Origin of the sequence: Halalkalibaculum sp. DA3122 (genome assembly GCF_043951865.1) — a bacterium.
Taxonomy (GTDB): Bacteria; Bacteroidota; Rhodothermia; order Balneolales; family Balneolaceae; genus JAMQKA01.
This window is the reverse complement of sequence record NZ_JBINJF010000013.1, coordinates 49,460-74,828: the sequence shown is the minus strand read 5'-3', so window position 1 is coordinate 74,828 and position 25,369 is coordinate 49,460. Positions and strand designations below refer to the sequence as shown.

General features: G+C 49.7%; 25 protein-coding genes and 1 pseudogene. 15 read left to right on the top strand and 11 right to left on the bottom strand.

The window, feature by feature from the left end:
* The first annotated feature begins 22 nt into the window (after nucleotides 1-22).
* Nucleotides 23-646: a bifunctional 4-hydroxy-2-oxoglutarate aldolase/2-dehydro-3-deoxy-phosphogluconate aldolase gene (locus ACG2F4_RS10580; RefSeq protein WP_395260539.1), complete on the top strand. Its 624-nt coding sequence runs from the start codon at nucleotides 23-25 to the stop codon at nucleotides 644-646.
* Between the two features lie 516 nt (nucleotides 647-1,162).
* On the opposite strand, the gene araD1 is transcribed toward ACG2F4_RS10580, so the two are convergent.
* The 6 genes from araD1 to ACG2F4_RS10550 all read right to left on the bottom strand — a co-directional run bounded on the left by araD1 (nucleotide 1,163) and on the right by ACG2F4_RS10550 (nucleotide 8,485).
* Entirely contained in the window at nucleotides 1,163-2,128 is a 966-nt protein-coding gene (gene araD1, locus ACG2F4_RS10575) for an AraD1 family protein (RefSeq protein WP_395260537.1), read from the bottom strand.
* Between the two features lie 81 nt (nucleotides 2,129-2,209).
* Nucleotides 2,210-3,574, bottom strand: coding sequence for a GntP family permease (locus ACG2F4_RS10570; RefSeq protein ID WP_395260535.1), 1,365 nt, complete (start codon nucleotides 3,572-3,574; stop codon nucleotides 2,210-2,212).
* 12 nt (nucleotides 3,575-3,586) lie between these two features.
* Nucleotides 3,587-4,549 (bottom strand): 2-dehydro-3-deoxygalactonokinase, encoded by a 963-nt coding sequence (locus ACG2F4_RS10565; protein ID WP_395260533.1) that lies wholly within the window; start codon nucleotides 4,547-4,549, stop codon nucleotides 3,587-3,589.
* A 455-nt stretch (nucleotides 4,550-5,004) separates the two neighbouring features.
* Nucleotides 5,005-6,498, bottom strand: coding sequence for a class I adenylate-forming enzyme family protein (locus tag ACG2F4_RS10560; protein ID WP_395260531.1), 1,494 nt, complete (start codon nucleotides 6,496-6,498; stop codon nucleotides 5,005-5,007).
* A 2-nt stretch (nucleotides 6,499-6,500) separates the two neighbouring features.
* Nucleotides 6,501-7,595 (bottom strand): o-succinylbenzoate synthase, encoded by a 1,095-nt coding sequence (gene menC / locus ACG2F4_RS10555; RefSeq protein ID WP_395260529.1) that lies wholly within the window; start codon nucleotides 7,593-7,595, stop codon nucleotides 6,501-6,503.
* Nucleotides 7,596-7,597: 2 nt separating this feature from the next.
* On the bottom strand, nucleotides 7,598-8,485 hold the full coding sequence (locus ACG2F4_RS10550; protein ID WP_395260527.1) for a 1,4-dihydroxy-2-naphthoate polyprenyltransferase: 888 nt from the start codon (nucleotides 8,483-8,485) through the stop codon (nucleotides 7,598-7,600).
* Nucleotides 8,486-8,925: 440 nt separating this feature from the next.
* On the opposite strand from ACG2F4_RS10550, the gene ACG2F4_RS10545 reads away from it, so the two are divergent.
* Entirely contained in the window at nucleotides 8,926-9,939 is a 1,014-nt protein-coding gene (locus ACG2F4_RS10545) for a glutamine synthetase beta-grasp domain-containing protein (RefSeq protein ID WP_395260525.1), read from the top strand.
* A gap of 63 nt (nucleotides 9,940-10,002) precedes the next feature.
* On the opposite strand, the gene ACG2F4_RS10540 is transcribed toward ACG2F4_RS10545, so the two are convergent.
* The 4 genes from ACG2F4_RS10540 to ACG2F4_RS10525 form a co-directional block, all read right to left on the bottom strand.
* Nucleotides 10,003-10,842, bottom strand: coding sequence for a 1,4-dihydroxy-2-naphthoyl-CoA synthase (locus ACG2F4_RS10540; RefSeq protein ID WP_395260523.1), 840 nt, complete (start codon nucleotides 10,840-10,842; stop codon nucleotides 10,003-10,005).
* Between the two features lie 231 nt (nucleotides 10,843-11,073).
* On the bottom strand, nucleotides 11,074-11,901 hold the full coding sequence (gene menH, locus ACG2F4_RS10535) for a 2-succinyl-6-hydroxy-2,4-cyclohexadiene-1-carboxylate synthase (RefSeq protein WP_395260522.1): 828 nt from the start codon (nucleotides 11,899-11,901) through the stop codon (nucleotides 11,074-11,076).
* A 4-nt stretch (nucleotides 11,902-11,905) separates the two neighbouring features.
* The gene (gene menD, locus ACG2F4_RS10530; protein WP_395260520.1) at nucleotides 11,906-13,612 is read right to left on the bottom strand and encodes a 2-succinyl-5-enolpyruvyl-6-hydroxy-3-cyclohexene-1-carboxylic-acid synthase; all 1,707 of its coding nucleotides are present in this window, start codon (nucleotides 13,610-13,612) and stop codon (nucleotides 11,906-11,908) included.
* Nucleotides 13,590-15,071: an isochorismate synthase MenF gene (locus ACG2F4_RS10525; RefSeq protein ID WP_395260519.1), complete on the bottom strand. Its 1,482-nt coding sequence runs from the start codon at nucleotides 15,069-15,071 to the stop codon at nucleotides 13,590-13,592. Before ACG2F4_RS10525 ends, menD begins: the two co-directional genes overlap by 23 nt.
* Nucleotides 15,072-15,266: 195 nt before the next feature.
* Between ACG2F4_RS10525 and ACG2F4_RS10520 the strand changes: the two genes are divergently transcribed.
* Complete coding sequence (locus ACG2F4_RS10520; RefSeq protein ID WP_395260517.1) at nucleotides 15,267-15,833, top strand: GNAT family N-acetyltransferase; 567 nt, start codon at nucleotides 15,267-15,269, stop codon at nucleotides 15,831-15,833.
* A 140-nt stretch (nucleotides 15,834-15,973) separates the two neighbouring features.
* Here the strand turns inward: ACG2F4_RS10520 and ACG2F4_RS10515 are convergent, their stop codons facing one another.
* Nucleotides 15,974-16,294 carry a DUF4290 domain-containing protein gene (locus ACG2F4_RS10515; protein WP_395260516.1) on the bottom strand — a complete coding sequence of 107 codons (321 nt, stop codon included), beginning with the start codon at nucleotides 16,292-16,294 and terminating at the stop codon, nucleotides 15,974-15,976.
* Nucleotides 16,295-16,430: 136 nt separating this feature from the next.
* Between ACG2F4_RS10515 and ACG2F4_RS10510 the strand changes: the two are divergent.
* From ACG2F4_RS10510 to atpG, 12 genes and pseudogenes are all read left to right on the top strand, one after another.
* A pseudogene (locus tag ACG2F4_RS10510) lies at nucleotides 16,431-17,417 on the top strand (PLP-dependent cysteine synthase family protein); the annotation flags it as partial.
* A 51-nt stretch (nucleotides 17,418-17,468) separates the two neighbouring features.
* Complete coding sequence (locus ACG2F4_RS10505; RefSeq protein WP_395260514.1) at nucleotides 17,469-17,789, top strand: DUF3467 domain-containing protein; 321 nt, start codon at nucleotides 17,469-17,471, stop codon at nucleotides 17,787-17,789.
* Nucleotides 17,790-18,365: 576 nt separating this feature from the next.
* Nucleotides 18,366-19,226: a M23 family metallopeptidase gene (locus tag ACG2F4_RS10500; RefSeq protein WP_395260512.1), complete on the top strand. Its 861-nt coding sequence runs from the start codon at nucleotides 18,366-18,368 to the stop codon at nucleotides 19,224-19,226.
* 75 nt (nucleotides 19,227-19,301) lie between these two features.
* On the top strand, nucleotides 19,302-19,721 hold the full coding sequence (locus ACG2F4_RS10495; RefSeq protein WP_395260511.1) for a polymer-forming cytoskeletal protein: 420 nt from the start codon (nucleotides 19,302-19,304) through the stop codon (nucleotides 19,719-19,721).
* Between the two features lie 25 nt (nucleotides 19,722-19,746).
* Nucleotides 19,747-19,962 (top strand): AtpZ/AtpI family protein, encoded by a 216-nt coding sequence (locus ACG2F4_RS10490; protein WP_395260510.1) that lies wholly within the window; start codon nucleotides 19,747-19,749, stop codon nucleotides 19,960-19,962.
* Nucleotides 19,963-19,964: 2 nt separating this feature from the next.
* Nucleotides 19,965-20,357, top strand: a complete 393-nt coding sequence (locus tag ACG2F4_RS10485) for a hypothetical protein (protein WP_395260508.1) — start codon at nucleotides 19,965-19,967, stop codon at nucleotides 20,355-20,357.
* Nucleotides 20,358-21,398, top strand: a complete 1,041-nt coding sequence (atpB, locus tag ACG2F4_RS10480) for a F0F1 ATP synthase subunit A (RefSeq protein ID WP_395260506.1) — start codon at nucleotides 20,358-20,360, stop codon at nucleotides 21,396-21,398.
* 64 nt (nucleotides 21,399-21,462) lie between these two features.
* Nucleotides 21,463-21,678: an ATP synthase F0 subunit C gene (atpE, locus tag ACG2F4_RS10475; protein ID WP_310683858.1), complete on the top strand. Its 216-nt coding sequence runs from the start codon at nucleotides 21,463-21,465 to the stop codon at nucleotides 21,676-21,678.
* Between the two features lie 18 nt (nucleotides 21,679-21,696).
* Nucleotides 21,697-22,221 carry a F0F1 ATP synthase subunit B gene (gene atpF, locus ACG2F4_RS10470; RefSeq protein WP_395260503.1) on the top strand — a complete coding sequence of 175 codons (525 nt, stop codon included), beginning with the start codon at nucleotides 21,697-21,699 and terminating at the stop codon, nucleotides 22,219-22,221.
* Between the two features lie 3 nt (nucleotides 22,222-22,224).
* The gene (gene atpH / locus ACG2F4_RS10465; protein WP_395260502.1) at nucleotides 22,225-22,770 is read left to right on the top strand and encodes an ATP synthase F1 subunit delta; all 546 of its coding nucleotides are present in this window, start codon (nucleotides 22,225-22,227) and stop codon (nucleotides 22,768-22,770) included.
* A gap of 34 nt (nucleotides 22,771-22,804) precedes the next feature.
* Nucleotides 22,805-24,430 (top strand): F0F1 ATP synthase subunit alpha, encoded by a 1,626-nt coding sequence (gene atpA, locus ACG2F4_RS10460; protein ID WP_395260500.1) that lies wholly within the window; start codon nucleotides 22,805-22,807, stop codon nucleotides 24,428-24,430.
* 3 nt (nucleotides 24,431-24,433) lie between these two features.
* Nucleotides 24,434-25,318, top strand: coding sequence for an ATP synthase F1 subunit gamma (atpG, locus tag ACG2F4_RS10455; RefSeq protein ID WP_395260498.1), 885 nt, complete (start codon nucleotides 24,434-24,436; stop codon nucleotides 25,316-25,318).
* The last annotated feature ends 51 nt before the right edge of the window (nucleotides 25,319-25,369 follow it).

Here is a 25,369-nt window from a genome sequence, read left to right as displayed (position 1 = left end):
CCTGTAATTAGAGGACCGGTTTATGAAGCATTTGTTTGATAAAAAGATCCTCCCCGCCGTCACCCTCGCCGATGAAGATTCAGCTAAACGCCTGGCAGAAGCCTACCTGGAAGCGGGCCTGAATGTTATGGAGGTAACCTTCCGGACCGATGCTACATTAGCAGCCATCGAAGCGATTGCCCGTTGTTTTCCCGAACTGAAGGTGGGCGCGGGTACGATTCTTCATGCGCGTCAGGTTCGTTCAGCAAAGGATGCCGGTGCTGCTTTTGGACTCTCCCCGGGATTTAGCGAGCGCGTGGTCAGGGCCGCCCGCGATAATAAATTGCCGTTTATTCCCGGGATAATGACTCCCTCTGAAATTGAAGCAGCGTGGAATGCAGGATCTGAACTCCTGAAGCTGTTTCCTGCAGAGACGGCGGGAGGAACGGACTATATCCGCAACCTGGAAGGCCCGTACCTGCATAAAGGACTCCAGCTGATCCCGATGGGGGGCGTTAGTGCCCGCAATATGAGCGACTATCTGGACTGTTCGAGCGTTGTGGCAGTAGGCGGGTCGTGGCTTGCTCCCAAAGACAAGATCAGGGAAGGCGACTTTGGCAGTATTGTTGATATTGTGAGAGAATCATTGAAAAAAGCTGATAATTGATCAGGTCTTGCTAACCCGGATTATTCACCAAGAAATTTGGTTGTGCACGAGGCGTCCCGACAATGGCACCAGCAGGCGTGTTAAGATACGTCGAGGAGCCATTCGTCGGGACAACGACGTGCACGGACAAATTTTGCAGCCCGTTGCTACGGCACCCAAATTTGAGCTATAGATGATTTCCGATATATCAAACAATATCAATGACTTATATATCTATTTTAGTATGATTGTGAATAATTCGGGTTAACACTACACAGACGCAGCGTACCATAGTGTTAACAAGGCATAGTGAATTGTCAGGCAATTAGTCTGGATAGCGAATTGACATTCTATATTTTTGCTTTCTTTTGACCCAGAGGTGGTACAAAGTGCCTCGTAGCTTGGATTAGGCGTAAAACTTTGTGGACATTAGCCCATTTCCCAGTGTGGCCCTGGCAGAACAGCCTGCGAAGTGGAATTTCAGATGGTAACTCTTCTTTTAAATATATCTCCACCAATACGCAGTACGAAATAAAGTCAGGACCCTGTCTCCAATCTATTTCGCAACGGGTGAGCGAAACAGTCGGCCTCAATTTCAAAAAGGTCTCCGTCTTTTGTTTCGATACCATCTCCAAAGCTTAAAACGGACGTGCCAAACAGATGGATATGGACATCGCCCGGCTGGCAAAACAGATCGTATTTGAAGTGGTGATGCTCAATATTGGCGATGTTGTGGGTCATGTTATCCTCTCCAGTCAAAAACTCACGTTCCCAGAGAACTTCATCATTTCTGTAAATCCGGCTTCTCCCGGTAATATGTTTTGGCAGGGGTCCAGTCAGCAGTTCCGGTCCGTAAGAACAGGGACGAAGCTTGGAGTGGGCAAGATACAGGTAGTTGATCTGCTCCATTTTATGATCCGAAAAGTCATTTGACAGGGCAAAGCCGAGCCTCTGTGGCTTGCCGTCCGGATCTATGATGTACAGACCGGCGATTTCGGGTTCTTCTCCACCGTCGAGGGCAAAACCGGGTGACCGAATGGGTTCGTATGGAGGCGTTGCCATAAGCCCATTGCCCTTGTAGAACCACTCAGGCTGTGAAGCCGGCTTTTCGCCCTCCATAACACCGTTCTTCCATCCCATTCGGTACATGCGCATAGAGTCGGTCAGCTCGCTTTCGTCGCTCTCTTTCAGCTCCCTGTGCATTTTATCGCGAGACTCGGCGCTGCCCGTATGTGTCAAGCCGGTACCGGTAATCCAGATGTGGTAGGGGTCCGGGTGGTCGAGGGGCAGCAAAATTCTACCCTCTTCCACCAACTGAGTATAAGGGTGCCGGATACTGGACATTAGCTCTTGCGCAGCCTCCCGAAGGGATACCTGATTCCCTGCCGAATGATGAAAGAGGTCGTATGTGGATGAAACCGTGTGAAGTTCGTAAACCTCACCATCTTCAACAACACCGACACACCGGTTTGAATCTTCTTTTTTGAACTGAATCAGCCTCATGTCAGATTATTTTTTGAATATTTACACTATTATGCCGGGCTGCCACTTTTGCTCCCTGACCTGGAGTGTGGGATGTTTTGCTCAGAAAAACAGGTATGACATGGTCAGGGCCATGGCAAAGCCGGTTAATGAAATGATGGTCATCATCACAGTCCACGATTTAAGGGTCTGTTTCTCCGTAAGTCCAAGGTACTTGTTGACCAGCCAGAAGCCGCTGTCGTTGACGTGCGACAGGATACTGGAACCGGCAGCTATGGCCACCACGACCAGGGCTTTTTCCGGGGAGCTCAGGGTAAATTCACTCATAATGGGGGCCACCATTCCAGCGGAAGTTACCATCGCCACGGTAGCGGATCCCTGGGTGACTCTGATAACGACCGCCATGATGTAGGCCAGAATAATCGGGGTGATGTTGTATGCGAGCAGCAGCTCTGCAAGCGCTTCGCCCACACCGCTGTCAATCAGTATCTGCTTGAACACGCCTCCCGCACCCGTCACCAGGATGATAAGGCCGGCCGGGGCTAGCGCTTTGTCCGTGAATTTGAGGACCTCTTTCCCGGTAAAACCCTTCTTGTATCCCAGGAAATAGGCCGCCATCAAGGTTGCGATGGTCAAGGCACTGAAGGGATGGCCGATAAACTGAAGAATTTCAATAATAAGAATGCCCTCTGCTATGGTTCCCTCCTCTACCAGCAGGTCCAGTAGTGTTGCCAGCACAATTAAGACGAGCGGGAGCAGGATCACCGTCAAAATCATAAAAAAGTCGCTCTTGTTGGTTTCGGTGACCGATTCTTCGGCCGTTTCACTGAAGTCGGGGGGATCAACGTGAATCTTGTTACCGATATAGTGACCAAAGACAGGGCCTGCGAGAATAGCCGCGGGAATGCCGGTGATAGCCCCGAATAAAATCACCCAGCCGAGTGGAACGGAAAGGATGTCTGCTACTGCAATGGGTCCGGGAGTGGGAGGAATAAAGGCGTGCGTAACTCCCATGCCCGCCAATAAGGGGATCGCATAGAACAGGGTGGATTTTTTTGTTTTCCGGGCCAGCGCATAGACGATAGGGACCAGGATAATGAATCCCACATCCAGGAATACCGGGATGGAGATGATAAATCCGGTAAGAGTTAGTCCCCAGGAGGTTCGGTCGCTGCCGAATGTCTGTACAATGGTTCGCGCCAGTGTTTCTGCTCCCCCGGATACTTCAAGAAGTTTGCCCAAAATCGATCCGAGTCCTACGATGATGGCGATAAAACCGAGAATACCTCCCATTCCCTCTTCAATACTGACCAGAACTTCATCAAAGCCCATACCCGCGGCCAGACCCACAAAGGCGCTGGTCAGCAGCAGAGACACAAACGCGTGGATTTTCAGGCGGGTTACCATCACGAGCAGTAGTGCGATAGAGCATAGCGTGACTAGCAGAAGATAGATCGATTGGTCCATAGATTGCGTGAGTTAAGTATTCCGGTTTATGATTTTAAGGTGTCCCTGTATGATCAGGTCACCGGGATTTGGCACCGTTTCGGGATTAAAATCCAGATATTCGAGTGCGGTTTTATATCGCGTGTTGAGCGGATCGCTCCCGATAATGTATAGATCACCCGGAGATATGCTTAGGAGATCCCCTACCTCACTTCCGATGATCAAACCGCTCAAAAAATCAAAATTTGGTGCCGGCTCCACTCCCGCAAGCAGATCCCGGGTCCTGACCTCAAACAGTGCGTGCAGCAGGTTCTCTTCGCAGCCCTTTTTAACCCCCTCCAGGAAGGCATCGGTATGCAGTATGTCGCCGGAAGAAACGGAATCAGACAACACGCTCCGGGATGAAAGGAGTTCGAAAACTTCTCCAGTCATGTAGGTTTTAAAATCTGTGACTTGCTGTTGCCTGATAAAGACATGCTTGCTATGGGTGCCGGGCATGACGGCGACAGCATTTTCCAGGGAAAATCCGGCCGCCAGCCCCAACAGTTGAACCTCTTCCCCGCGCATCACGTCACTGGAACTCCGGACCCCGGAAATGAGTAAAATATCGCGGGTATTGTGGTCGGAACGGGGAATCAGCCTTGATGACACAGAAGCATCGGCGAGAGAGAAGGGCACCCGGGCGTACGGCAGTTCAACAATCCCGATACTTGAGGAGGCCATCCCCGAAATGAGAACAGGGATATTTTTAAGAGTTGGACTGACCTGATCCGCAACCTGCCGAATCTGATCTTCCAGGTAATTCAGGAAAAAAGTTTCTCGATCCGGATGCCCGGGATCCCGGGACCATCGGCCGAACAGGTTCTTGACGCCGCCCGAAGTATCGTGTTGATAAATCACGTTCCGGGTGTTGGAGTCCACCAGGGATAAGCGGAAGGAGGTGGTTCCCCAGTCGCAGCTAAAAAAATAGTTGTTTGCGTTATGTATTTGTCTCATCGTACTGGTAACACGCGTTCTTTGAGCATCTGTATTGTAATAGCTGTCAATCAAGAAAAAGGAGATGATAGTCCCCGGAGAACGACATAGTTCAGCCGTCATAGTGTGTTCATGTGGCTGCGCTAGCTGTACCTTGTATCCCGGCTCCCGTTTCTAAACCCGAATTATTCTATTCACCAGAAAATTTAGTTATGTGCGAGGCAAAGGAAAAATGAGGGCTGGAAGGTACTTTTTTGCACCTTCAGCACATCACTTTCCCTTCTGAGAAGTGCCACGACTGAATTTCGCGGCTATTTTCGGCAATACTCAAATTTAAAGCAACAGGCAGTTTTTCTTACGTGCAAGGACATCAATGGCTTAACCTTACCTGTACTGTTTAGCGAATAATCCGGGTTAAGCTTTCGCTCCACTATCTATTAAGTATTGTCGGGAGTTGCAAATATTTTTAAGTAAAATTATTTGAATAAACTGGGAAGCTCTGATCGAATAACTTTGCCGGTTCTGTTGGTGGGCAGTTCCCCGACGGCTAAAATCTGTTTGGGGATTTTATAGGCAATCAACCGTTGTTCAAGCTTCTCACGGATCGCTTCCGGATCAAAGGGGGCTCCCTTTTCAACGACTACGGCAGCCACCACCCGCTCGCCCCACTCTTCGTCAGGAATACCGGTAACAGCTGCTCGCCGGATCGTCTCCAGCCTTTCCAGTTGCTCTTCCACCTCGTAGGGCGATACATTTTCGCCGCCCGTGATAATCAGGTCAGATCGGCGCGATTCGATAAAAAGATGCCTGTTGCCGTTTAAATATCCAAAATCTCCGGTATTAAACCAGCCTTGCTCATCAAATCTCTGCCGGGTCAGGTCTTTGTTCAGGTAGCCGTCAAACACCTGCGGCCCTTTAAGCCAGATCAGTCCCGGGGTATTTCCCTTCACGGCAGTGCCGCCCTCATCCCGAATTTGAATATCATTGGGTTCAAAAATGGGTCCCACACTTTTCCTTGGAATATAGGTGCCACTCGGTTTCAACAGGGGATTTGCCGCAATCTGCGCACAGGTTTCAGTCATGCCGTAGCTGGCCACTACCGGCACGCCCTTGGCGACGGCCCGCTCCAGCAGCGCGGTGGAAATAGGTCCCCCGCCAAGTAATATCGCCTTGAATGTCGGGTGCGTCCGGAAAGCGGGGATGTCGATCAGTCTCTTCAACATGGTGGGGACAAGAGAAGCAGCCTGGAACAGCTTGTTTTCCGAGAGAAATGTGCCAACCATCTGCTCATCGAACTTTTTCATCCGGTAAATACCGGACCCGTACAGGAGCGATCGGATGATGATGGAAATTCCTCCCACATGGTTTAGGGGGAGACAAAGAAGCCAGAAATGGTTGGAATCGGGACGGAAGTTCCGGGCTGAGGCGCGGGCGGCGAAAAGCATCTGCCGGCGCCTGAGAGGGACAATCTTGGCTGAAGAGGAGGTTCCGGAAGTAAAAAAGTATCCAAATACTTGATCAGGATCGGGGTCAAAGCTGAAACCCGGTGATACTGTGGAGTCGCCCGGTTCGTTTCTGAATGCGTTTTCCAGGCTGAGTTCTTGAATCGAAAGAACCGGCGGCAATTTTTCTGGTGAGAGTGGCAGATCTCCCTGCGTTATAAGCAGGGCGGGATTCAGCTCCGTAATTTGTGCCTCCAGCTCCTGTGCAGGAGAAGAGGGGTTAAAACAGGCAAATGGCAAGCCGCTTTTCCAGCAGGAGGCGACAGCCATAACCAGCTCGTCACACGAATTGGCCACAAAGCCCACGGGGCGGCTGCCGCTGATATCGAAATCCTGGAGCCGGTGCATGAGATAGGTTCTATAGCGGTTGAGCTGGTGATAGGAATACAGGCCCTCTGCAGACGCTAAAAACAGGTTTTCGGGGTCCGGTGTGCCAAATGAGGGGATGGAAGCAGTATCTTTATCCACGATTACAGCTCTATCTTTTTAACTGCAGGTGCAAGCTTTTCCGGGTTAAACTGCATGCCGAGGCCTTCTTTTTCAGGTAGATGCATGGTCCCGTTTTTAATGTATGGTTGATCATTCCAGACATCCAGGGCCAGGCGGTTTCCTGTAGCCAGTCCCTGTGCAAGTGCTGTAGAACCGGCACCGGCTGCCAAAATAGCCGTCATCATCCGGCCGATGCCGCCTTCCAGCGATGTCGTAACGACGAGTTTGTAATCATGATTGTCAGCAAGGCGAAATGTTTCAAAAAAACTTTTGAATCCTCCCAGGACCATCGGTTTAACCACCAGGATGTCAGCACAACGGCTTTTAATCCAGTCGTCGACATCTTTATTGCAGTATAACGACTCGTCGAGCGCAATCGGGATGGTGACGCTTTGCCGGAGCTTTGCCAGGCCGGCCGGGGTTGGCTGCTTCAGCGGCTCTTCGCAATACTCGATCCGCAGCGGGGTCAGCTTATCGAGTTGGTTGGCCGCCTCCTCCGGGCTCCAGCCCTGGTTGGCGTCTATCCTGATATTGAGATCAGGAAATCGACTCCTTAATGCTTTTATTACTGCAAGCTCGTGGCTGAAATCGGCACCGACTTTGAGTTTTATGGTTCGGTATCCCGCCTCCCGGTATGCCAGGGCCCGGGCAAGCAGCGCCTCTTTCTTGTCGATCGGCAGTGTGGCATTGACTGTAATTTGGGATCGCGATTTTTTGAAAAGCATTTTCGGCAGGGGAACCTGTTTGGCTTTTGACCAGTAGTCAGCCAGCAGCGTGTCGAGCCCGAAAGCCAGGGAGGAGGGGAGTACCGGCAGCAGGTGGTGCATCCCGGTTTCGTATTTTTGCACCGCTTCCCGGATGTATGCATGAAAGCTGCTGTTGTGAACAGCCAGGTAGCGCCGCACCTCATGGAGCGATTCTCCTGAAAAACCGGGCAGGGGGGCTGCCTCTCCATATGCTTCGATCCCCTTGTGACGCAGTATAAAAATGATCCCTTCCCGTTCGGTATAGGAGTCAGAAGCGGTGACAAAGGTTTGCTTGAACGGGAACCGATATTGGTAAAGCTGAATATTCATGGCTATCCGAGAATAATTCCAATACCAAACAGGAGACCGAATATCGTCATAAACTGTGCGGTGCGTTCGAGCGTGTCATTGAGCTTGCGCTTGTCGGTTTCCGTCCATATCTGTTTGAGCAGCAGCAGCGCGGCGGGTATTGTCAGGTACGGGAGGAAGGCAGGCCATCCATACTCCAGCCGGAAGAAAAAGTGGGGGGGAATGGCCAGCGAGATCAGCAGCATAAAAAGGTACTCGAACCGGAGGGCGTTTTCCCCGAACAGGACCCCGATGGTATTCTTGCCGGCGGGGCGGTCCTGCTCAATATCCCGAAGATTATTCACTACCAAAATATTGGTGGAAAGAGCGCCAACCGCCAGTGAGGCCCAGAAAGAAGAGACGGACCACTGCAGGGCATTTACATAATAAGTGCCCATAACCGCAACAATTCCGAAAAAGATAAATACGAAAATATCCCCAAGCCCATTGTAACCAAGCGGGAAAGGTCCGCCCGTGTAAAGCACGCCGCAGATCAGCGATAACACACCGATCAGGAGAATAATCCATCCGGCGTGCCACACAAGGTACAGCCCTAGCAGGAACGCAAGTCCCATGGTAATAACGGTGGCAAAAAGCATCTGGCGAGCGGAGACCAGTCCCGAGGCGGTGGCACGCTCAAATCCTATGCGTGTATCCGTATCAGCACCCTTTTTAAAATCGAAATAATCGTTGGCAAAGTTGGTACCGACCTGGATCAGAAGTGCACAGACCAGTGCCACCATGCTGGGAAGCGCATCAAAAACCCGATCGTTCAACGCAAGCGCCACACCCACAAAAACCGGGACAAAAGCAGCTGCAAGCGTTTGGGGGCGGGCCGCCGCAATCCAGATCTTGAAGTTGTTGTTACTCACAAATATTCGTCTGACAGTTGAAATTTCGGTTAGCGGAAGTTAAGGCTTTAAGGAGTTGTTTTTAAACGAAATTCCGGTGAAACGGGGTATCCGTTGAATCCGTGCGATTCGGACTAGAGTATTAAAAAATTAGGCTCAATAGTTTGCATAGCATTAATGAATTATGCAAAAAAGAAAAAGAAGCTAAATATTTGTTGATTATATGAATAAAAAGTTTTTTATTGGAAACGAATTTGAAGTGCTCGGCAACGAATGGTTGAACCGACGGAAACTAAATTCAGTTGCAGATTGTCATTCTGCCTGAACATTCATATGTAGATGGCAGAAACATTCGACTGATTAATTATGCAATAATAATTAGTTGCTGACAAGGCACTTCTCATTCTGAATGTTTAATTATAAGCATAACATCCAAACAACAACTAATTACTGAAACTCACATGGCATATTCTAAACTTGAATACATCTGGCTTGATGGTTACAAACCAACGCAAACTCTGAGAAGCAAGACCCGTATTTTGCATGATTTCAGCGGAGATCTCGAGGATGTACCTAACTGGTCATTTGACGGAAGCTCAACTGAGCAGGCTACCGGCGAGGCTTCTGATTGCATCTTAAAACCGGTTGCCATCTATCCAGATCCTGCCGTAAAGCATGGCTATCTTGTAATGACAGAAGTACTCAATGCGGATGGGACTCCTCACGAGACCAACGGGCGTGCTCACATCGACGACGAGGACGAAGATTTCTGGTTCGGATTTGAGCAGGAATACTTTATGATTGATCCCGATACCGGCCTTCCGCTGGGTTTCCCTGAAGGTGGATATCCCGCCCCGCAGGGACCGTACTACTGTGGCGTGGGCGCTGATGCCGCGTTCGGCCGCGAACTGAAGGACGAGCACCTGGACTTGTGCCTTGAAGCAGGCTTGAACGTGGAAGGTACGAACGCCGAGGTAGCTGCCGGCCAGTGGGAGTTTCAGATTTTTGGAAAAGGTGCGGCCAAAACAGGAGATGAAATCTGGGTTGGGCGATACTTGCTTGAACGGACGGCCGAAAAGTACAGTATCGTTATCGACTGGCATCCCAAGCCGCTGGGTGATACCGACTGGAATGGTTCCGGAATGCACGCAAACTTCTCTAATGGCGCAATGCGTGACAAAGGCGGTAAAGAACTGATGACCAAGGTCTGCGAAGAGTTTGGTAATCATATTCAAGAGCACATTGCCGTGTATGGTGCCGACAACGACAAGCGCCTGACCGGCAAGCACGAAACGCAGTCTATCGACAAGTTTAGTTACGGCGTTTCTGACCGCGGTGCTTCCATTCGTATCCCGGTCCCTACTGTAGAAGAGGGCTGGAAAGGACGACTGGAAGATCGCCGCCCGGCTTCCAACGCCGATCCTTACAAGGTAGCTGCTCGTATTATCAAAACGACCAAGCTTGCTACCGGCTAAGAACCGATAAACTCGATTTGCAAGCCCCGTGGATAAAAGCACGGGGCTTTTTTATTAAGTAGATTATCCAATCCAGGGAGTATCATCCCAGTTGGGTTTGCGCTTTTCAAGGAACGCATCGCGGCCCTCTTTGGCTTCATCGGTCATGTAGGCCAGGCGGGTGGCTTCGCCGGAGAAGACCTGCTGGCCCACCATGCCGTCATCCAACAGGTTAAACGCGTATTTGATCATGCGGATAGCCGTGGGACTCTTTGCAAGGATCTCCTGAGCCCACTGGCAGGCCGTCTCTTCCAGCTTTTCATGCGGAACGACCGCGTTGACCATGCCCATCTCGTAGGCTTCCTGCGCGGAGTAGCTTCGCCCCAAAAAGAAAATTTCCCGCGCCCTTTTTTGTCCCACCTGTCGCGCAAGCAGGGCGGAGCCGTATCCCCCGTCAAAACTGGCTACGTCGGCATCGGTCTGCTTGAAAATGGCGTGCTCCTTGCTCGCAATGGTTAGGTCACACACCACGTGCAGGCTGTGTCCGCCCCCGACAGCCCAGCCCGGAACTACACAAATAACGACCTTCCCCATAAACCGGATCAGGCGCTGCAGGTCCAGCACGTTGAGGCGGGGGGTGCCCTCATCATCCTTGTACCCGAGTTTATCGCGCACGCGCTGGTCGCCTCCCGAACAAAACGCCCATTTGCCATCCTTGGCGGAGGGTCCTTCACCTGTCAACAGCACCACCCCGATGCTGGTGTCTTCCCGGACATTCAGAAATGCTTCCTGCAGTTCAAAAAGTGTTTTCGGGCGAAAGGCGTTGCGTACCTCCGGCCGGTTAATCGCAATGCGTGCGATGCCCTTCTTTTTCTTGAAGGTGATGTCATCATAATTTTTTACGGTATTCCATTCTGTACTCATAATGTCAATGCTGTAATTTTGAAGAGTTAGCCCGGATTTCTCACGAAATTATAAAAAAAGGTTACCCCTTTGGTATTGTTTGATATATCGAAAATCATATATAGCCCAAATTTCTTGGTGAATAATCCGGATTAGGCGCTGCCGGTAACACTTAATTTGGGGATCAGTTGCTTAATGTGACGTTAAAAAAATGTATTTCATGCTGGTCTTTTTTTTGGGGACCGGGTTTTGTCAGCTGTTGCAGGCAGAAGAAAAGACAAACGCCTTTACCTGGTCAATAAATGCCCGGGGGTGTTCCAGGTGAATACGGTGCCCGGCCTTTCTTATAATATGAAATTTACTCTTGGGAATATCCTGATCCATCTCATTGAGGATGTTACGGTACTTTTTATCATTCTCCCCTGCCAGCAGCAGAACAGGCATGCAAAGCTGGAACAGGCTGTGTTTCACCGGTGGCATGCGTGCCGTCCCAAATCCGCGCAGGCTGCGGGCCATGTTAACGGGATCCTGGCGCTGCTGGATCGCTTTGTATGACGACACCATCTCTTCGGGAATGTCGGCTTGGTGCCTGAAAAGCGGGAGTTGCTGCCAGTCGGAAAGAAAATGGCTGAAGTCCGATTCTATGGCCGCCGCCCGTTGCTCATCAAGTTTCAGGCGGCGGTCTCTTTCCGAGGGATCCGTAATACCGTAGTTGGTACTTTCCAGTATCAGTCCGGCGACCGTCTCGGGATGTTGCAGGGCATAACGCAATGCCAGTCGCCCGCCCATGCTGTAGCCGTGTATAAATATTTTTTCTTTGTTCAGGCAGCTTACGATGGAGTGGAGATCCTCAAGTTGATAGTCAACGTGGTACCGCTCTGCCGAATCGGCCCCCGGGGTACGGCCATGGCCTAGCAGATCAAGAGTAACGGGATTGACGAATCGGGATAGCGGCTTGATGAGATGGTCAAAGACTCTGCCACTGCCCATAAATCCATGCAGTAAAAGCAGGCAGGGCAGGGAGGGATCCTGCTGATGCTTTACCAGATGATAGGAAATACGGTTGATAATCACTTTCATGGCGTTACGAAGAAAAATTCCAGAGTTTATGTCTCAGCTCCATCGAACATTTCGAATCGGTTTTACACTCCAGAAGGTGTATTCCGGGAGTTGTGAAATGGGTTAACTGAATTTGATTCAATTGGTCCACGGTTCTGATTACTGAAAACGGGAGGTTGTGAGCAGTGGCAAGGCCTCGGAAATTAACGTTTTGAGGCGTCTCAAAATAGGGGAGGTACAGCTTTTTATGTTCATATACAGGCAGCATGCGAAAAATATTCCCCCCCTTATTATTCAATAATACAATCACCAGCGGTTCCTCCAGTTCGGCTGCACTCAGGAGCGCATTGCTGTCATGCAGTGCAGCCAGGTCCCCGATAAAAAGAACGCCCGGCTTTTTGCCGGCTAGCGTGGCACCTGTGGATGTTGATATAATCCCGTCGATGCCGCTGGCGCCCCGATTTACGAAGGTGGGATGGGGGGGAGATCCCGCAAACAGCATCCAGTCGCGCACGGGGAACGAGTTGGACAGGAATACATTCCATGAACGGGGAATCTGCCGGCTCAGGTAGTAAAAGACGTGACCGTCACCCAGTTTATTCACGGGTTCCAGCTGCTCTTGCCGGAATGCATTGAACGTTCGCTCTGCTGTTTTCCAGGAATGTATCCACCCTGGATCCGCTTTTGTATAATCCCGCGATTTGCCCACCTGTTTTCCCGGTCCTTCCAGTCGGTGACTGACTGCGTGCGTAGCGTCCTGCCATTCTTCCAGTTCCCCGAAATAAAGATGAGGAATATCATCAAACGCCGACAGGTAGATCTCCAGGGCTTTGCTTACCGGCTGCATGCCGAATCGCAGGACAAGATCGGGTTTTAGTTTCTGGCGCAGCGAGCGATTCCTTAAAAATCCGTCAAATCCGGAGATTATGTTGGGATGACCTGTTGCCGGGAATTCCGCCAGCAGCGGGGCCGACAACGCTTCCGCCAGGGAGACAGCCGGATCCAGATCTGGCTGCACGCCGCCCGGACCTTTGACAATAACAGGGCGGGCAGATGCTGAAATAAGTGATCTGATCTCGTCAGGAACCGAAGGGGAGCCTGTTGTCCGGAAAACGGAGGTCTGGGGAGCAGGGGATTGGTCAATGAGCAGACGGTTTTCTGCCTCGATCTTTTCTACAAACGAGGGAGTGGGCTCCAGCGGCTTCCGGAAGGGGAAATTGACATGAGCGGGTCCACCCCGGCGTAACGAGAGGGTGACACTTTGCGAGGCAGCCATTTTCAGGCGTTTGATATCTTCCGGCTCCATAACCGGTTCTCCCGCCTCATGAAAAAAGACCGGGTAGTCACCATAAATTTTGAGTTGATCGATCGCCTGGGAAGCTCCTGCATTCCGGAGGTGGGGCGGTCGGTCGGCAGTGAGTACCAGCAGCGGGACTCCCGAGTGGCGCGCCTCGATGATGGCGGGAAAATAGTTGGCTGCGGCCGTGCCCGAGGTGCAGATCAGGACGGCGGGAACCCCGGCGCTTTTGGCCATGCCAAGTGCCATGTAGGCTGCTGAGCGTTCATCCAGTACGGTGCGCGTGGTGAATCCCGGGTGCACAGCGGCCGCCATAGTAAGTGGTGTAGATCGCGATCCCGGGGATATAACAACCTGAGATACGCCGTCGGCATACAGTTCCCGCAAAAAAATGGTAGCCCAGAAAAAGGCTTTATTCTGCTTGTCTGTCTCCATTACTTTCCAGTGCTGCAAGAATTGGCATGAGCTTCAGGTTCGTCTCCTCCCATTCGGTCCGGGGATCGGAGTCTTTGACAATTCCACATCCTGCAAACAAGCGTGCTTTGTTGCCGTCGACAAGGCTGCTGCGAATAGCCACCGCAAACTCCCCGCCCCCGTTGAGGTTAAACCAGCCAACCGGACCCGCATACCAGCCGCGGTCAAAATTTTCCAGCTTGCTTATGTAAGGGACAGCCCGGTCTCGCGGATGGCCGCCAACTGCGGGAGTGGGATGCAGTTTTTCCAGGATGGAATAGCGGTCGGTATCCTGCTTGAGCCAGGCCCGCACCGGCGTATGGAGGTGCTGAACATTCTTCAGCTTTTTTACGTCCGGCTGATCTGCACGTTCAATTTTTCGGATAAATGGCGCAAGGTGTTTTTCAATGGCATCGGTCACAAACTGGTGTTCGCTCCTGTTCTTTGAGCTGTTCAACAGGAATTTTTCCAGGTGGATATCCTCAGTGGCCGTTTTCCCGCGAGAGACACTCCCGGCCAGGCTATCGGTCAGCAGGTAGTTTTTTTGGAACGATACCAGCCGTTCCGGGGAACATCCCAGAAAAGATTTCCCTTCGCTGTTCTGGATGAGAAAATTGTAGCAGGCGGGGTACTGCCCGCGCAACGTATTCAGCACCTGTGTGGGACTGATCGGCTGCCGGGTTGTCCTGACAACTTCGCGGGCAAGGACAATCTTGTCGAATGCATTGTTGTTGATGAGCTCTTTGGCCTCCTCAACGATTTTGGTCCATTCCGCTTCCGGTTGATCGGCGGGTACGGTATGCTCTTCCAGATTAATAGTGTTGGACGTGAATGGAGGCGGTTTCATATTCAGACGGAAGAGCTGTTCAAACCTGTGTAACTGCGATGCCAGTTTTTTGCTGGCAGCCGCCTGGTCCTCTCCGTCATCAAGTTTCATATTAATCGTCAAAAGCCCCAGCTTTCCCTCCCGTATCAGCTGCCATCTTGGAACCGTCAGGGATCCCGACCCAAACGGCTTCCACCAGCGGCTTTTAACATTGTCAAAGAATGAAAATCCTCCCAGAAAATGGATCCCGGACAGGGAGTGGTTACAAAGGGTAAAACTGGCCGATGACTGTTCAATTTGAGCAACCCGCCGGGCGATATCCCTGAAGCGATCTCCCCCCTCGTCGCGAATGGTTTCCAGCTCACCTCCCGCCGAAAGCGCTAGTTCCTGATCCGGTTTTTCCCAGTAAAAATTGAACTCGCTGGTGGACTCAGACAGGATTTCGAGGCAGGCCAGGGGATCAAACCGGGGTACGGGGAACGTAAACGAGATAAATTGTTTGTTCGCATCTGGAGCTGTAACCTGTTGTATGAAATGTTGAAGATCAGATCTTTCCAAATACTCGGATAGCATCAGCTGGCCGTCTGTATCGGAAACTGAAGCAGAATCGCTCATGTGGTTCGAGAAAATTGACGTTTTGACATTCATTACTTTCAATATAAATTGAAAATTGAAGATTCCATAACGCAACCGCTAATTTTTAACAAATTTCGGCTTGCAAAAAACATTGAAGTTTGGGACAATTAGAGGAATTAATTTGGCTAACTAGTTTGAAAACACGTTAACAGGGGTAAGAAAAAAGGATCTTTTATGGTTACTATAAAGCCTTTCGACCAGCAGAATGTGGCCCTTCACTACAAGTGGAGCAATGATGAGGAGTTGAACTACTTTGATTCTGAGGATATCCACAAGGTTGAAAGCTTCGAATCCTTTTTACGGCATATCAAATCGGTGGTCGATGAAAAAAATGCGACGGCAGATCTTTTTGAAATACATCTATCCGGGAATGGCAAGCTGATCGGCATTGTGGATCTGCACGAAATTGATCCGCAGAACCGGCGCTGCTATGTGAAATGCTCCATAGGAGATCGAAAATACACAGGTAAAAAGTATGAAGTGGAAGCCCTTCGGAAAACACTGGCCTACTGCTTTAATGAACTTGAGATGCACAAGGTGTGCACGGCGGCCTTCGATTTTAATACCACGTGGATTGAGGAAGTACAAAAGCTGGGGTTCAGGCAGGAAGGCAAACTACGTGAGCATCTTCGCAGGGATGATGGATATTGTGACAAGCTCGTCTTCGGGCTGCTGGACCAGGAATTTGAACAGGCCCAGCAGGAGACTGAACTTCATCCTGTAAACCAGCATGCCGGGTAATGTATGTTATGACCTGTTTATTCGTGCGGTACAGTTTTAAGTTGTTGACCCGAGGCCTGAAAATGGTCAGTAGTCGGCTGATTGCATTGCATATTTAATAACATCAGGCTCTCCCGCACAAATGAAAGTGGTTTCTGTACCTACTGCGCATCATCGTTACTTCCCGAGGTGTAGGGGTTGTAGATGCCGTATTCCTCCGGGTCGTATTCTGCCAGGTGAAAAAAATGCTCCCACGCAGCCTCGCTATTCCCGTTGTCATCCACCCAGCTGGGATGACTTTGTTTGATTAAGCCCACCGCCCGCTTGGCGTACTCCAGCCGCTCATCCTCATCTTTGATGCGGGGAAGGGCCGCGATCATCAGGTCCAGGTTGTAACCGCAATCATAATCTTTTGGCTTGCTTTGTTCAATAAACATGTAATGGTTGCTTCGTTTGGTATCGGTCTCTGCGTTGAATCTCAAAAGTAAAACATTTTTGTCTATCCATAAAATCGGATCTCTGATTAATCCCTTATTTGATATTCGAGTTGGTAAGGCAATTTTCCTATATTCCCTTTCTATCAGTTAAAACAGAAGCAACATCTATTAAATCTTGAATATGTACTATAATTCCATTCTAGAAACAATCGGCAATACCCCGCTGGTGAAACTTAACAAGGTGACAGAAGGCGTTTTGGGAACGGTGCTGACCAAAGTTGAATATCTGAATCCGGGATTGAGCGTCAAGGACCGGATAGCGGTAAAAATGATTGAAGATGCGGAAGAAAACGGACTGTTGAAACCGGGTGGCACCATCATTGAGGGAACATCCGGGAATACGGGGATGGGGCTGGCCCTGGCGGCGGCTGTTAAAGGGTACAAGTGCATTTTTACCACGCAGGACAAGCAGAGCAAGGAAAAGATCGACAAGCTTCGCGCACTGGGAGCCGAGGTTCGGATGTGTCCCACCGATGTCGAGCCCGATGATCCCAAGAGCTACTATTCGGTGGCCAAACGGCTGAATGAAGAGATTCCCAACTCGTTCTATCCCAACCAGTATGACAATATGAGCAACACCCAGGCCCATTACGAGACCACGGGACCGGAAATATGGGATCAGACCGGGGGGAAAGTGACACACTATGTAGCCGGTATGGGCACCGGGGGAACGATCTGCGGTGCGGCTAAATACCTGAAGGAACAGAACCCTGATATCCAGGTGATCGGGGTTGACAGCGTCGGGTCGGTCTACAAACATTATTTTGAAACCGGTGAATTTGACAAGAGCGTGATCCACTCCTACTTGACGGAGGGCATCGGGGAAGATATCATTCCCGGGAACATGGATTTCGACTTGTTGGACGAGGTCGTGCAGGTCAATGATGAGAACGCCCTGACCTTTACCCGAACACTGGCCCGGCAGGAGGGGCTGTTTGTCGGCGGGTCGTGCGGGGCGGCGGTTTATGGTGCGCTGGAATATATTCGGGAAAACCCGTTCGGGGAAGACGACCTGATGGTGATTATTCTTCCCGACAGTGGTTCGCAGTATGTTTCAAAAATTTATAATGACGAGTGGATGAAAAAGCATGGTTTCCTGGAAGAGGAGTAGTCGTCAAAACGGAAAAATTCTTTAATCTCAGAACATAAAGTTGATACAATGTCAGATCAAACCAACGAGTTTAACAAAGAGCAGATGCAAATTGAGCTTCCGGAGGAAGAAGCATCCGGGACCTACTCAAACTTGGTAATGATCACTCACTCCAATTCCGAATTTATCCTGGATTTCATATCAGTCATGCCGGGAGTGCCCAAGGCCAAAGTGGTAAAGCGGATGGTGCTGACGCCCGATCACGCCAAACGCCTTTCCAACGCACTGGCCGAAAATGTGAGTCGTTACGAAAAGGAACACGGCACGATTTCATCGGAAGATCAATTTGATGTACCGTTTAATTACCGTGGCCCCACCCCGGAGGCCTAACCTGAATTTCTCACGAGGTTAATTTAATATTTCTTGTAAAGCTTTGATATACAGTGGATTACATTTATTTATAGAATCAAAAATAACCTGAGTTCGACATAATTGTCTCACCCGGGTGCCTGTTTGCCTTGGAATGGCAAGAAAACAGTCCCTCCCCGAGGAGGGTGGCCAATCGCATGGGTCTGGCGATTGGGTCGGGAGGTGCAGGCCTAACATAGAATAATATCCCTCCCGCCTTCGGCGGGGCTCCCCCACGGGGAGATTAAAGGCCTGCTCCAGGAAGTTAAGAAACGATGTTAAAGCTGGAAGCTATAACCAACTTACGTTAAAAATAATATAACAGTGTGTAGCCAGCTGCGAAATTGTTTCGTATGCTGCGTTGATGATGGAAATCGCTCACTCTACGTATGACGATACGTTTCGGTTCCCGATTTCCCCGTCGCCTTGCGTACAAACCAATATCTTGGTGAGAATGCAGGTTAACCGGCGCTTCCTTGAAGCAGGGATGACTGATTAATGGAGTCGTCTAAATTGACTTAGCCCGGATTATTCACGAAATACTAAAAGTAGATGGGTATGCTAGATTTTATAAAAAAGCTGTTTCAGTTCAGGAAAAAGGCTCTTACGGTTATACTCCTCGATGATGATGAACCGGAGAGCTCAAACAGTTTTGAGTTCCGTCCCACCAAATTATTTGGGCTGTATTACCTGTCTCTGGCCCTTTTTTCAGTTATTTTAATTTTTTTTGTAATGTTTACCCCTTTGGGTTCTCTTATACATGACAAGCAAGATGAAGAACTGCGAAGTTCTGTCATCGAAATATCAAAAAGAATATCATCTTTACAGGATTCACTACGTGCCCGCGACCGGCAACTTCGGGAAATACAGCAGGTCTTGGCTGAAGGGGAGGATACGACCTTTAATATAGAGGGAAGTATTCCATCTACCGTCTCTCGAAATGAACCAGAGATGTGGGCCTCTTCTGATCCTTCAGGTCCAGCGGTAAACAGCGAAATATTCTCCCGTCAGGAGATTATTTTTTCAGGGCTCTTAAAACAAAGCCCCAGCTTCCCGGCTCCGTTCCCGGTACAGGGCACGCTCACGCGCGGCTTTGACCAGGCAACGGGTCATTTCGGAATCGATATAGCCACGAGTGAGGATGCTCCATTTCAGGTACTGGCCGATGGAACCGTGATCAACTATTACTGGACAATGAATTACGGGTATGTGGTTCACGTTCAGCACGAAAACGGCATCGTCAGTATTTTCAAACATGTATCAAGCCTGTCTAAGGAGGTTGGTGATATCGTCCTTAAGGGTGATATCCTTGGAACTGTGGGTAACGTCGGAACATTAAGTACCGGACCTCATTTGCACATAGAAATATGGAAAAACGGCGTTCCGCAGAATCCCATGATCTATCTTGTCAAATCATAAAAATATTAACTGCATTAAAGAGCTGAAATATCTATGTTTAGCAGTAACGGACGAAAAAAATCAACGGCAAGGACCATGAAAACCAACTCAACCGGTAATAAGATGCCTTCGGTAAATATGATCAGCGAGGGCACACATTTAAAAGGTACGTTAAAAACCAAAAATGATATACGAATTGCCGGGACCCTGGAGGGGGGCGTCAAGGCAAAAGGAAAACTGATTATCTCCTCCAGCGGAAGCATTGACGGAGATATCAAGGCCGTGGATGCCGACATTGCAGGCACCCTGGATGGGGAGATTCGGGTCACCGATAAACTTATCCTTCGGAAGTCAGCGGTAATCAACGGTGATATTTATGCCAAGAGCCTGCTGGTGGAAGAAGGAGCCAAGATCAACGGGGCGTGCCGCATGGGGGAGCAGGCAACGACCATTTCCATTGACCTGGAGGAGCGAAGTTATCCTGAGTCCAACTTGAAAGCGGTAGAAACGCGATAAGCTATCACCTCTGTTCATAATCATATTGAGTCAAAACAATACATTTTCCAAATATACTCAATATATTTCGCTGGGAGCTGAAATAGCTGCCGCTATTCTTTTACCAATCGTCCTCGGGTACTGGCTGGATGACTATTTTAACAGTTCACCGTGGCTGGTACTCGCAGGATGTTTAATTGGGATTGTCAATGTAATGATCGTTATTTTTCGTTTGGCGGATCGATTAAATAATCAGAAATAGTCTTGCTCGATACACTCGTTGACAATTACCTCAGGAGACTGCTGTCCATCGGGGCGGCGGGCGTAGTGCTTCTGGCGTTCTTTTTTTGGGCTCTCCCGGCTCCCTCGGCGCTCGCCCTGGTCGCAGGCTACCTGCTGAGTTTTACCTTTGTGGCAAGCAACTTTCTGTTGGTTCGGAAGATTAACCTGGACGATCAGAAAAAATTTCTCACCCTTTTTTTCGGTTCCATTACCCTCCGCTTTATGCTGGTGCTGGTATGTTTTGCCCTTGTTTTGGCATACCTAAAAATTGATCAAATTTTATTTACCATTAGTTTCATTATTTCTTATATTCTCCATTCTGTAATCGAGATCATTTTTATTAATAAAATTCTGGAAAATCGACACGAAAACTAGATGATACAGAGCCTGCATCGCCCCCTGCTAACTGTACTGATTTTATTGTTTGCTACTTCCTCTCTCAGGGCCTACCAGGAACAGCATTCCGAAGAAGAGTCGAAGGATATTCCGATTGATGTGGTTGGAAAGGTTCAGGATCATCACTATCTGGACCTGGCCGGTTATCACCTGGAGCTGCCTCGTATTCTCTTGGTCGATGGGCAGTGGCATTTTTATCGTTCTACCCGGCAGGCTGTTGAGTCGGGCAACTTTGCAGAGCAGGGCCACACGCTGGTTCCCGCCGGCGGAGGGGAGATAACGCTTGATCTTTCTATTACCTCTCACCTTATGTACTTCTGGTTTGGTGTTGGTTTGACGCTTTGGCTGACAATCGCCATGGCCCGCCGCTACAGGAAGGGTGTGGGTAGAGAGACCGAACCCCGGGGTTGGTTCCAGAACCTGTTTGAAATTACGTTTGTATTTGTCAGGGATGAAATTGCGAAAAACAATATACCTGATGATAAATACGAAAAGTTTGTTCCCTATCTTTTTGCGGTCTTTATTTCCATTACATTTATGAATCTGTTTGGCCTGTTGCCCTGGGGGGTAACGGCTACGGCTGATATTACGGTAACCGGAGTGCTGGCTGCGTTCACATTTTTTATTACCCAGTGGAACGGGTCCAGAGATCACTGGGAGCATGTGTTTTGGTTTCCCGGCGTTCCCGGTTTGATGCGTATTATATTGACTCCCATCGAGATAATAGGCCTGTTCACCAAGCCGCTGGCCCTGGCCGTTCGTCTGTTTGCGAACATGCTTTCTGGAAAGATCATGATTATATGTATACTTGGCCTGATATTTATCTTTACGGAGTTTTTCGGCTCTGTTGTAGGGCTTGGGTCCAGTATCCTGGTGGTACCGCTGACGGTGGCACTGTATGTATTGAAAGCTTTTGTGGGTGTATTGCAGGCGTACATTTTCGCCCTGCTTTCAGCGGTCTTTATAGGCATGGCCGCTGAAGAACACCACCATGAAGAGGGTGTTGAGGCCCACGCGTAAGATCTTTTTTTAACTCATGAACATAACTTCAACCTAAATTAAAACTTAAAACAGGTACATAATTATGGGTTTATTAGCAGCAGGAATTGGAGCAGGAATCGCAGCCATCGGCGCTGGTGTAGGTATTGGTATGATCGGTAAAGGGGCTGTAGAAAGTATTGCTCGTCAGCCCGAAGCGTCAGGTGATATCCGCGGAGCGATGATTCTTACCGCCGCTCTTATTGAGGGTGTTGCACTTATCGCCGCTATTGTTTGTATTCTTCTCGTATTCTTTGCGTAATCCTAAAAACGGAGATACATGTCGTTTATAATAGCAGCCGGTAACGGAGGCGGAGCTATCCTCAACTTCAGCAGTGGATTCGCCATCTGGGTAGCCATTACCCTCATAATATTTTTGGCCGTAATGGCAAAATATGCTGTCCCGTTGATAATGGATGCTCTCAGCGAACGCGAAAGCCGGATCAAGGAATCTCTTGAGTCGGCTGAAAAGGCGCTTGAGCGGGCGGAGCAGATCTCAAAAGACAATGAGAAGGCCCTCCGTGAAGCTGAAAGCAAAGCCCAGAAAATCCGCAAAGAGGCCATTGAGGAAGCTGAAATGCTCCGTTCCGAACGGATAGAAAAAGCGAAAGAAGAAGCTGCTCAGATTCTGGAGCAGGCTCGCGAAACCATTGAACAGGAAAAGAAACGCGCCATGCTTGAACTTCGTGATGAAGTGGCAAGGCTGGCCGTACAATCTGCCTCAATGATTATCGAAGCCGAGCTGGATGAAGAGAAAAACAGCAATCTGGTCAATAACTACATCGAAGATATCTCTAAAAACTAACCGATGATCACCAAAGCAGCCCGACGATACGCCTCGGCTCTACTGCAAATTGCCCAGGAGCAGGAGAATGTGGAGGCGATACTCAATGATATAGAGCTCATCAAACGTACTATTGAAGACTCAAGGGAGCTAAAACTCTTCCTAAAGAGCCCCATTATAAAGTTTGATGACAAGGCGAAAGCGTTGGATGAAATCTTCGGAGAAAAGGTTCAGGAGGTTGTTCGGCAGTTCATAAAACTGCTGGCACGTAAAAATCGAGTTGGCCTGTTGTACCCGATTACGCAGGCTTTTATTGAGCAGTACAATAAATACGCAGGTATTGTCGAAATAGATGTCTATGCCGCCCGGGAGTTGACGGAAAACCAAAAAAGCTCACTTCACAAAACCCTGGAAGCCAAGACCGGCAAACGGGTGAATATGCAGCTTTCGGTTGATGAGTCGCTGAGAGGTGGGCTGGCGGTCAGAATCGATGATACCGTCATTGATGGCACAATTAAGCATAAGCTGGAGCAGCTGGAAGAGTCGTTGTTAAGCACGGCCGCAGAGTAGAATTTAAATTCGATTATTAAAGTAATTAACACCAATGAGTCAAGTAAGACCTGACGAAGTATCAACAATCTTAAGAAAACAACTATCCGGCTTTGACAACGAAGCGGATGTATATGATGTCGGTACGGTCCTCGAGGTAGGGGACGGTATCGCACGCGTATACGGGTTGTCAAAAGTACAGGCCGGAGAGCTGGTGGAACTGCCGGATTCCAGGGGCGAAGATGGAGAATCGATGCGTGGAATGGTACTGAACCTTGAAGAGGATAACGTCGGTATCGTTCTTTTTGGTGCCACCAGCGCCGTAGAGGAGGGCGATACAGTTAAACGGACCCACGATATCGCCTCGATCAACGTCGGAGATGGCGTGTTGGGGCGGGTTATCGATCCGCTGGGTCGGCCCGTTGACGGCAAGGGACCTATCTCCGGCGAGACGATCCGTGTTCCGCTGGAGCGAAAAGCGCCCGGTGTCATCTACCGCGAGCCGGTAACGGAACCGCTTCAGACAGGTATTAAGGCTATTGACTCACTCATCCCGATCGGCCGGGGCCAGCGGGAGCTGATCATTGGCGACCGTCAGACCGGGAAAACTTCGGTGGCCGTTGATACGATTATCAACCAGAAGGAAACGCAGGATACCGACAAGCCGATTCACTGTATTTATGTCGCCGTCGGACAAAAGGGCTCCACGGTTGCTGGTATCGCCAAGACCCTTGAAGAGCACGGAGCGCTTGAATACACGACGATTGTATCTGCACCCGCCTCTGTTTCTGCTCCGATGCGGTATATCGCTCCTTTTGCGGGTGCGGCCATCGGAGAATATTTTCGCGATACCGGACGGCACGCCCTGGTAGTCTACGATGATCTTTCCAAGCAGGCGGTCGCCTATCGTGAGCTTTCCCTGCTGCTCAAGCGACCTCCCGGCCGCGAAGCGTACCCGGGTGATGTTTTTTACCTGCACAGCCGCCTGCTGGAACGGGCCGCCAAGATTATTGATGTAGATGAAGTGGCCCAAAAAATGAATAATGTGCCGGATCAACTCAGGCCCAAACTAAAAGGGGGCGGCTCACTTACGGCACTGCCGATTATTGAGACCCAGGCCGGTGATGTCTCCGCCTATATCCCTACCAACGTGATTTCAATTACGGATGGCCAGATTTTCCTCGACATCGATCTGTTTAACTCCGGCGTGCGTCCCGCTATTGATGTGGGAACCTCGGTTTCTCGTGTCGGTGGTTCTGCACAGGTCAAAGCGATGAAAAAACTTGCCGGAACAATGAAGTTGGACCTGGCCCAGTACCGCGAGCTTGAAGCTTTTGCGAAGTTCGGTTCCGATCTGGATCCCAGCACGCAGCGACAGCTCAAGCGTGGAGAACGGACGGTGGAACTGTTGAAACAGGATATCTACCAGCCGCTGGCAGTACAAGAACAGATTGCTCTGCTTAAAATCAATGATGAAGGCCTGCTCGACAAGCTGAAAGTGGATCAGATCGAAGAGTTTGAACAGAATTATATGGAAACGGTCAACGCCAAATATGACAAGCAGATGAAGGAGCTGGCGGCCTCGGGGGTTCTCAGCGACGAATTTGGCGAAAAGCTGGTTGACACCGCTCGAACCGTAATCGATCAAATCCTGGCAACTCAAGAACAAGAAGAGTCCTAATTCATGGCGAACCTGCGAGACATACGCAACCGAATTGAGTCGATCAAAAACACGCAGCAAATTACGCGTGCCATGAAAATGGTTGCAGCTGCAAAACTGCGGAAAGCTCAAAACAGGATCATCGAAACCCGCCCGTATGCCTCCAAAATGAAAGAGGTTGTGGGTCGGCTGGTGAAAAATGCCGGTGATCAGAATATTCTTCTCAGAAAACCGGAAAAGACGGAAAAAGTTCTCTTTATCGTTATCAGTTCGGACCGTGGACTTTGCGGTGCGTTCAACAATAACCTGTTTAAGAAGGTACAGGCAACGATCGAGGAAGATTTTAGCACATACCGGGAACAGGGAGATCTTTCCCTGATTACGCTGGGTAAAAAAGGCACCAAGCATTTTGGCAAGCGCGGCTATGAGCTTAGTCACCAGGATTCCAACTTTTTTGACAACCTCGAATACACAAAGCCGGTTGAGGTTATGAAAAAGGTAGTCGCTGACTTTAAAGCGGGTAACATTGATGCGGTCTATCTGGCATATAACGAATTCAAGTCTGTAATCGCTCAGAACCGGATCATAGAACCGGTTCTGCCGATCGACCCGTCAAAGCTTGCGGGTGAAGATACCAGTGAATCAATAGATTATATTTATGAACCCGGGGTGGAGTCCATTTTAGATGATCTGCTACCGCTGCACCTGAATATGCAGCTCTGGAAAGCAATTTTGGAATCTAATGCTGCCGAACAGGGTGCCCGCATGACGGCGATGGACAACGCCACGGAAAATGCGAAAGAACTTGAACGTGACCTGCAGCTTGAATACAACCAGGCGCGACAAAGTGCTATTACCACTGAAATTTCTGAAATCGTCTCTGGAGCACAGGCTCTTGAAGAGGCGTAAGTCGGGTCCAAACCGGAATTCCAGTTCAACATTATTTTATTGAAATTTGAA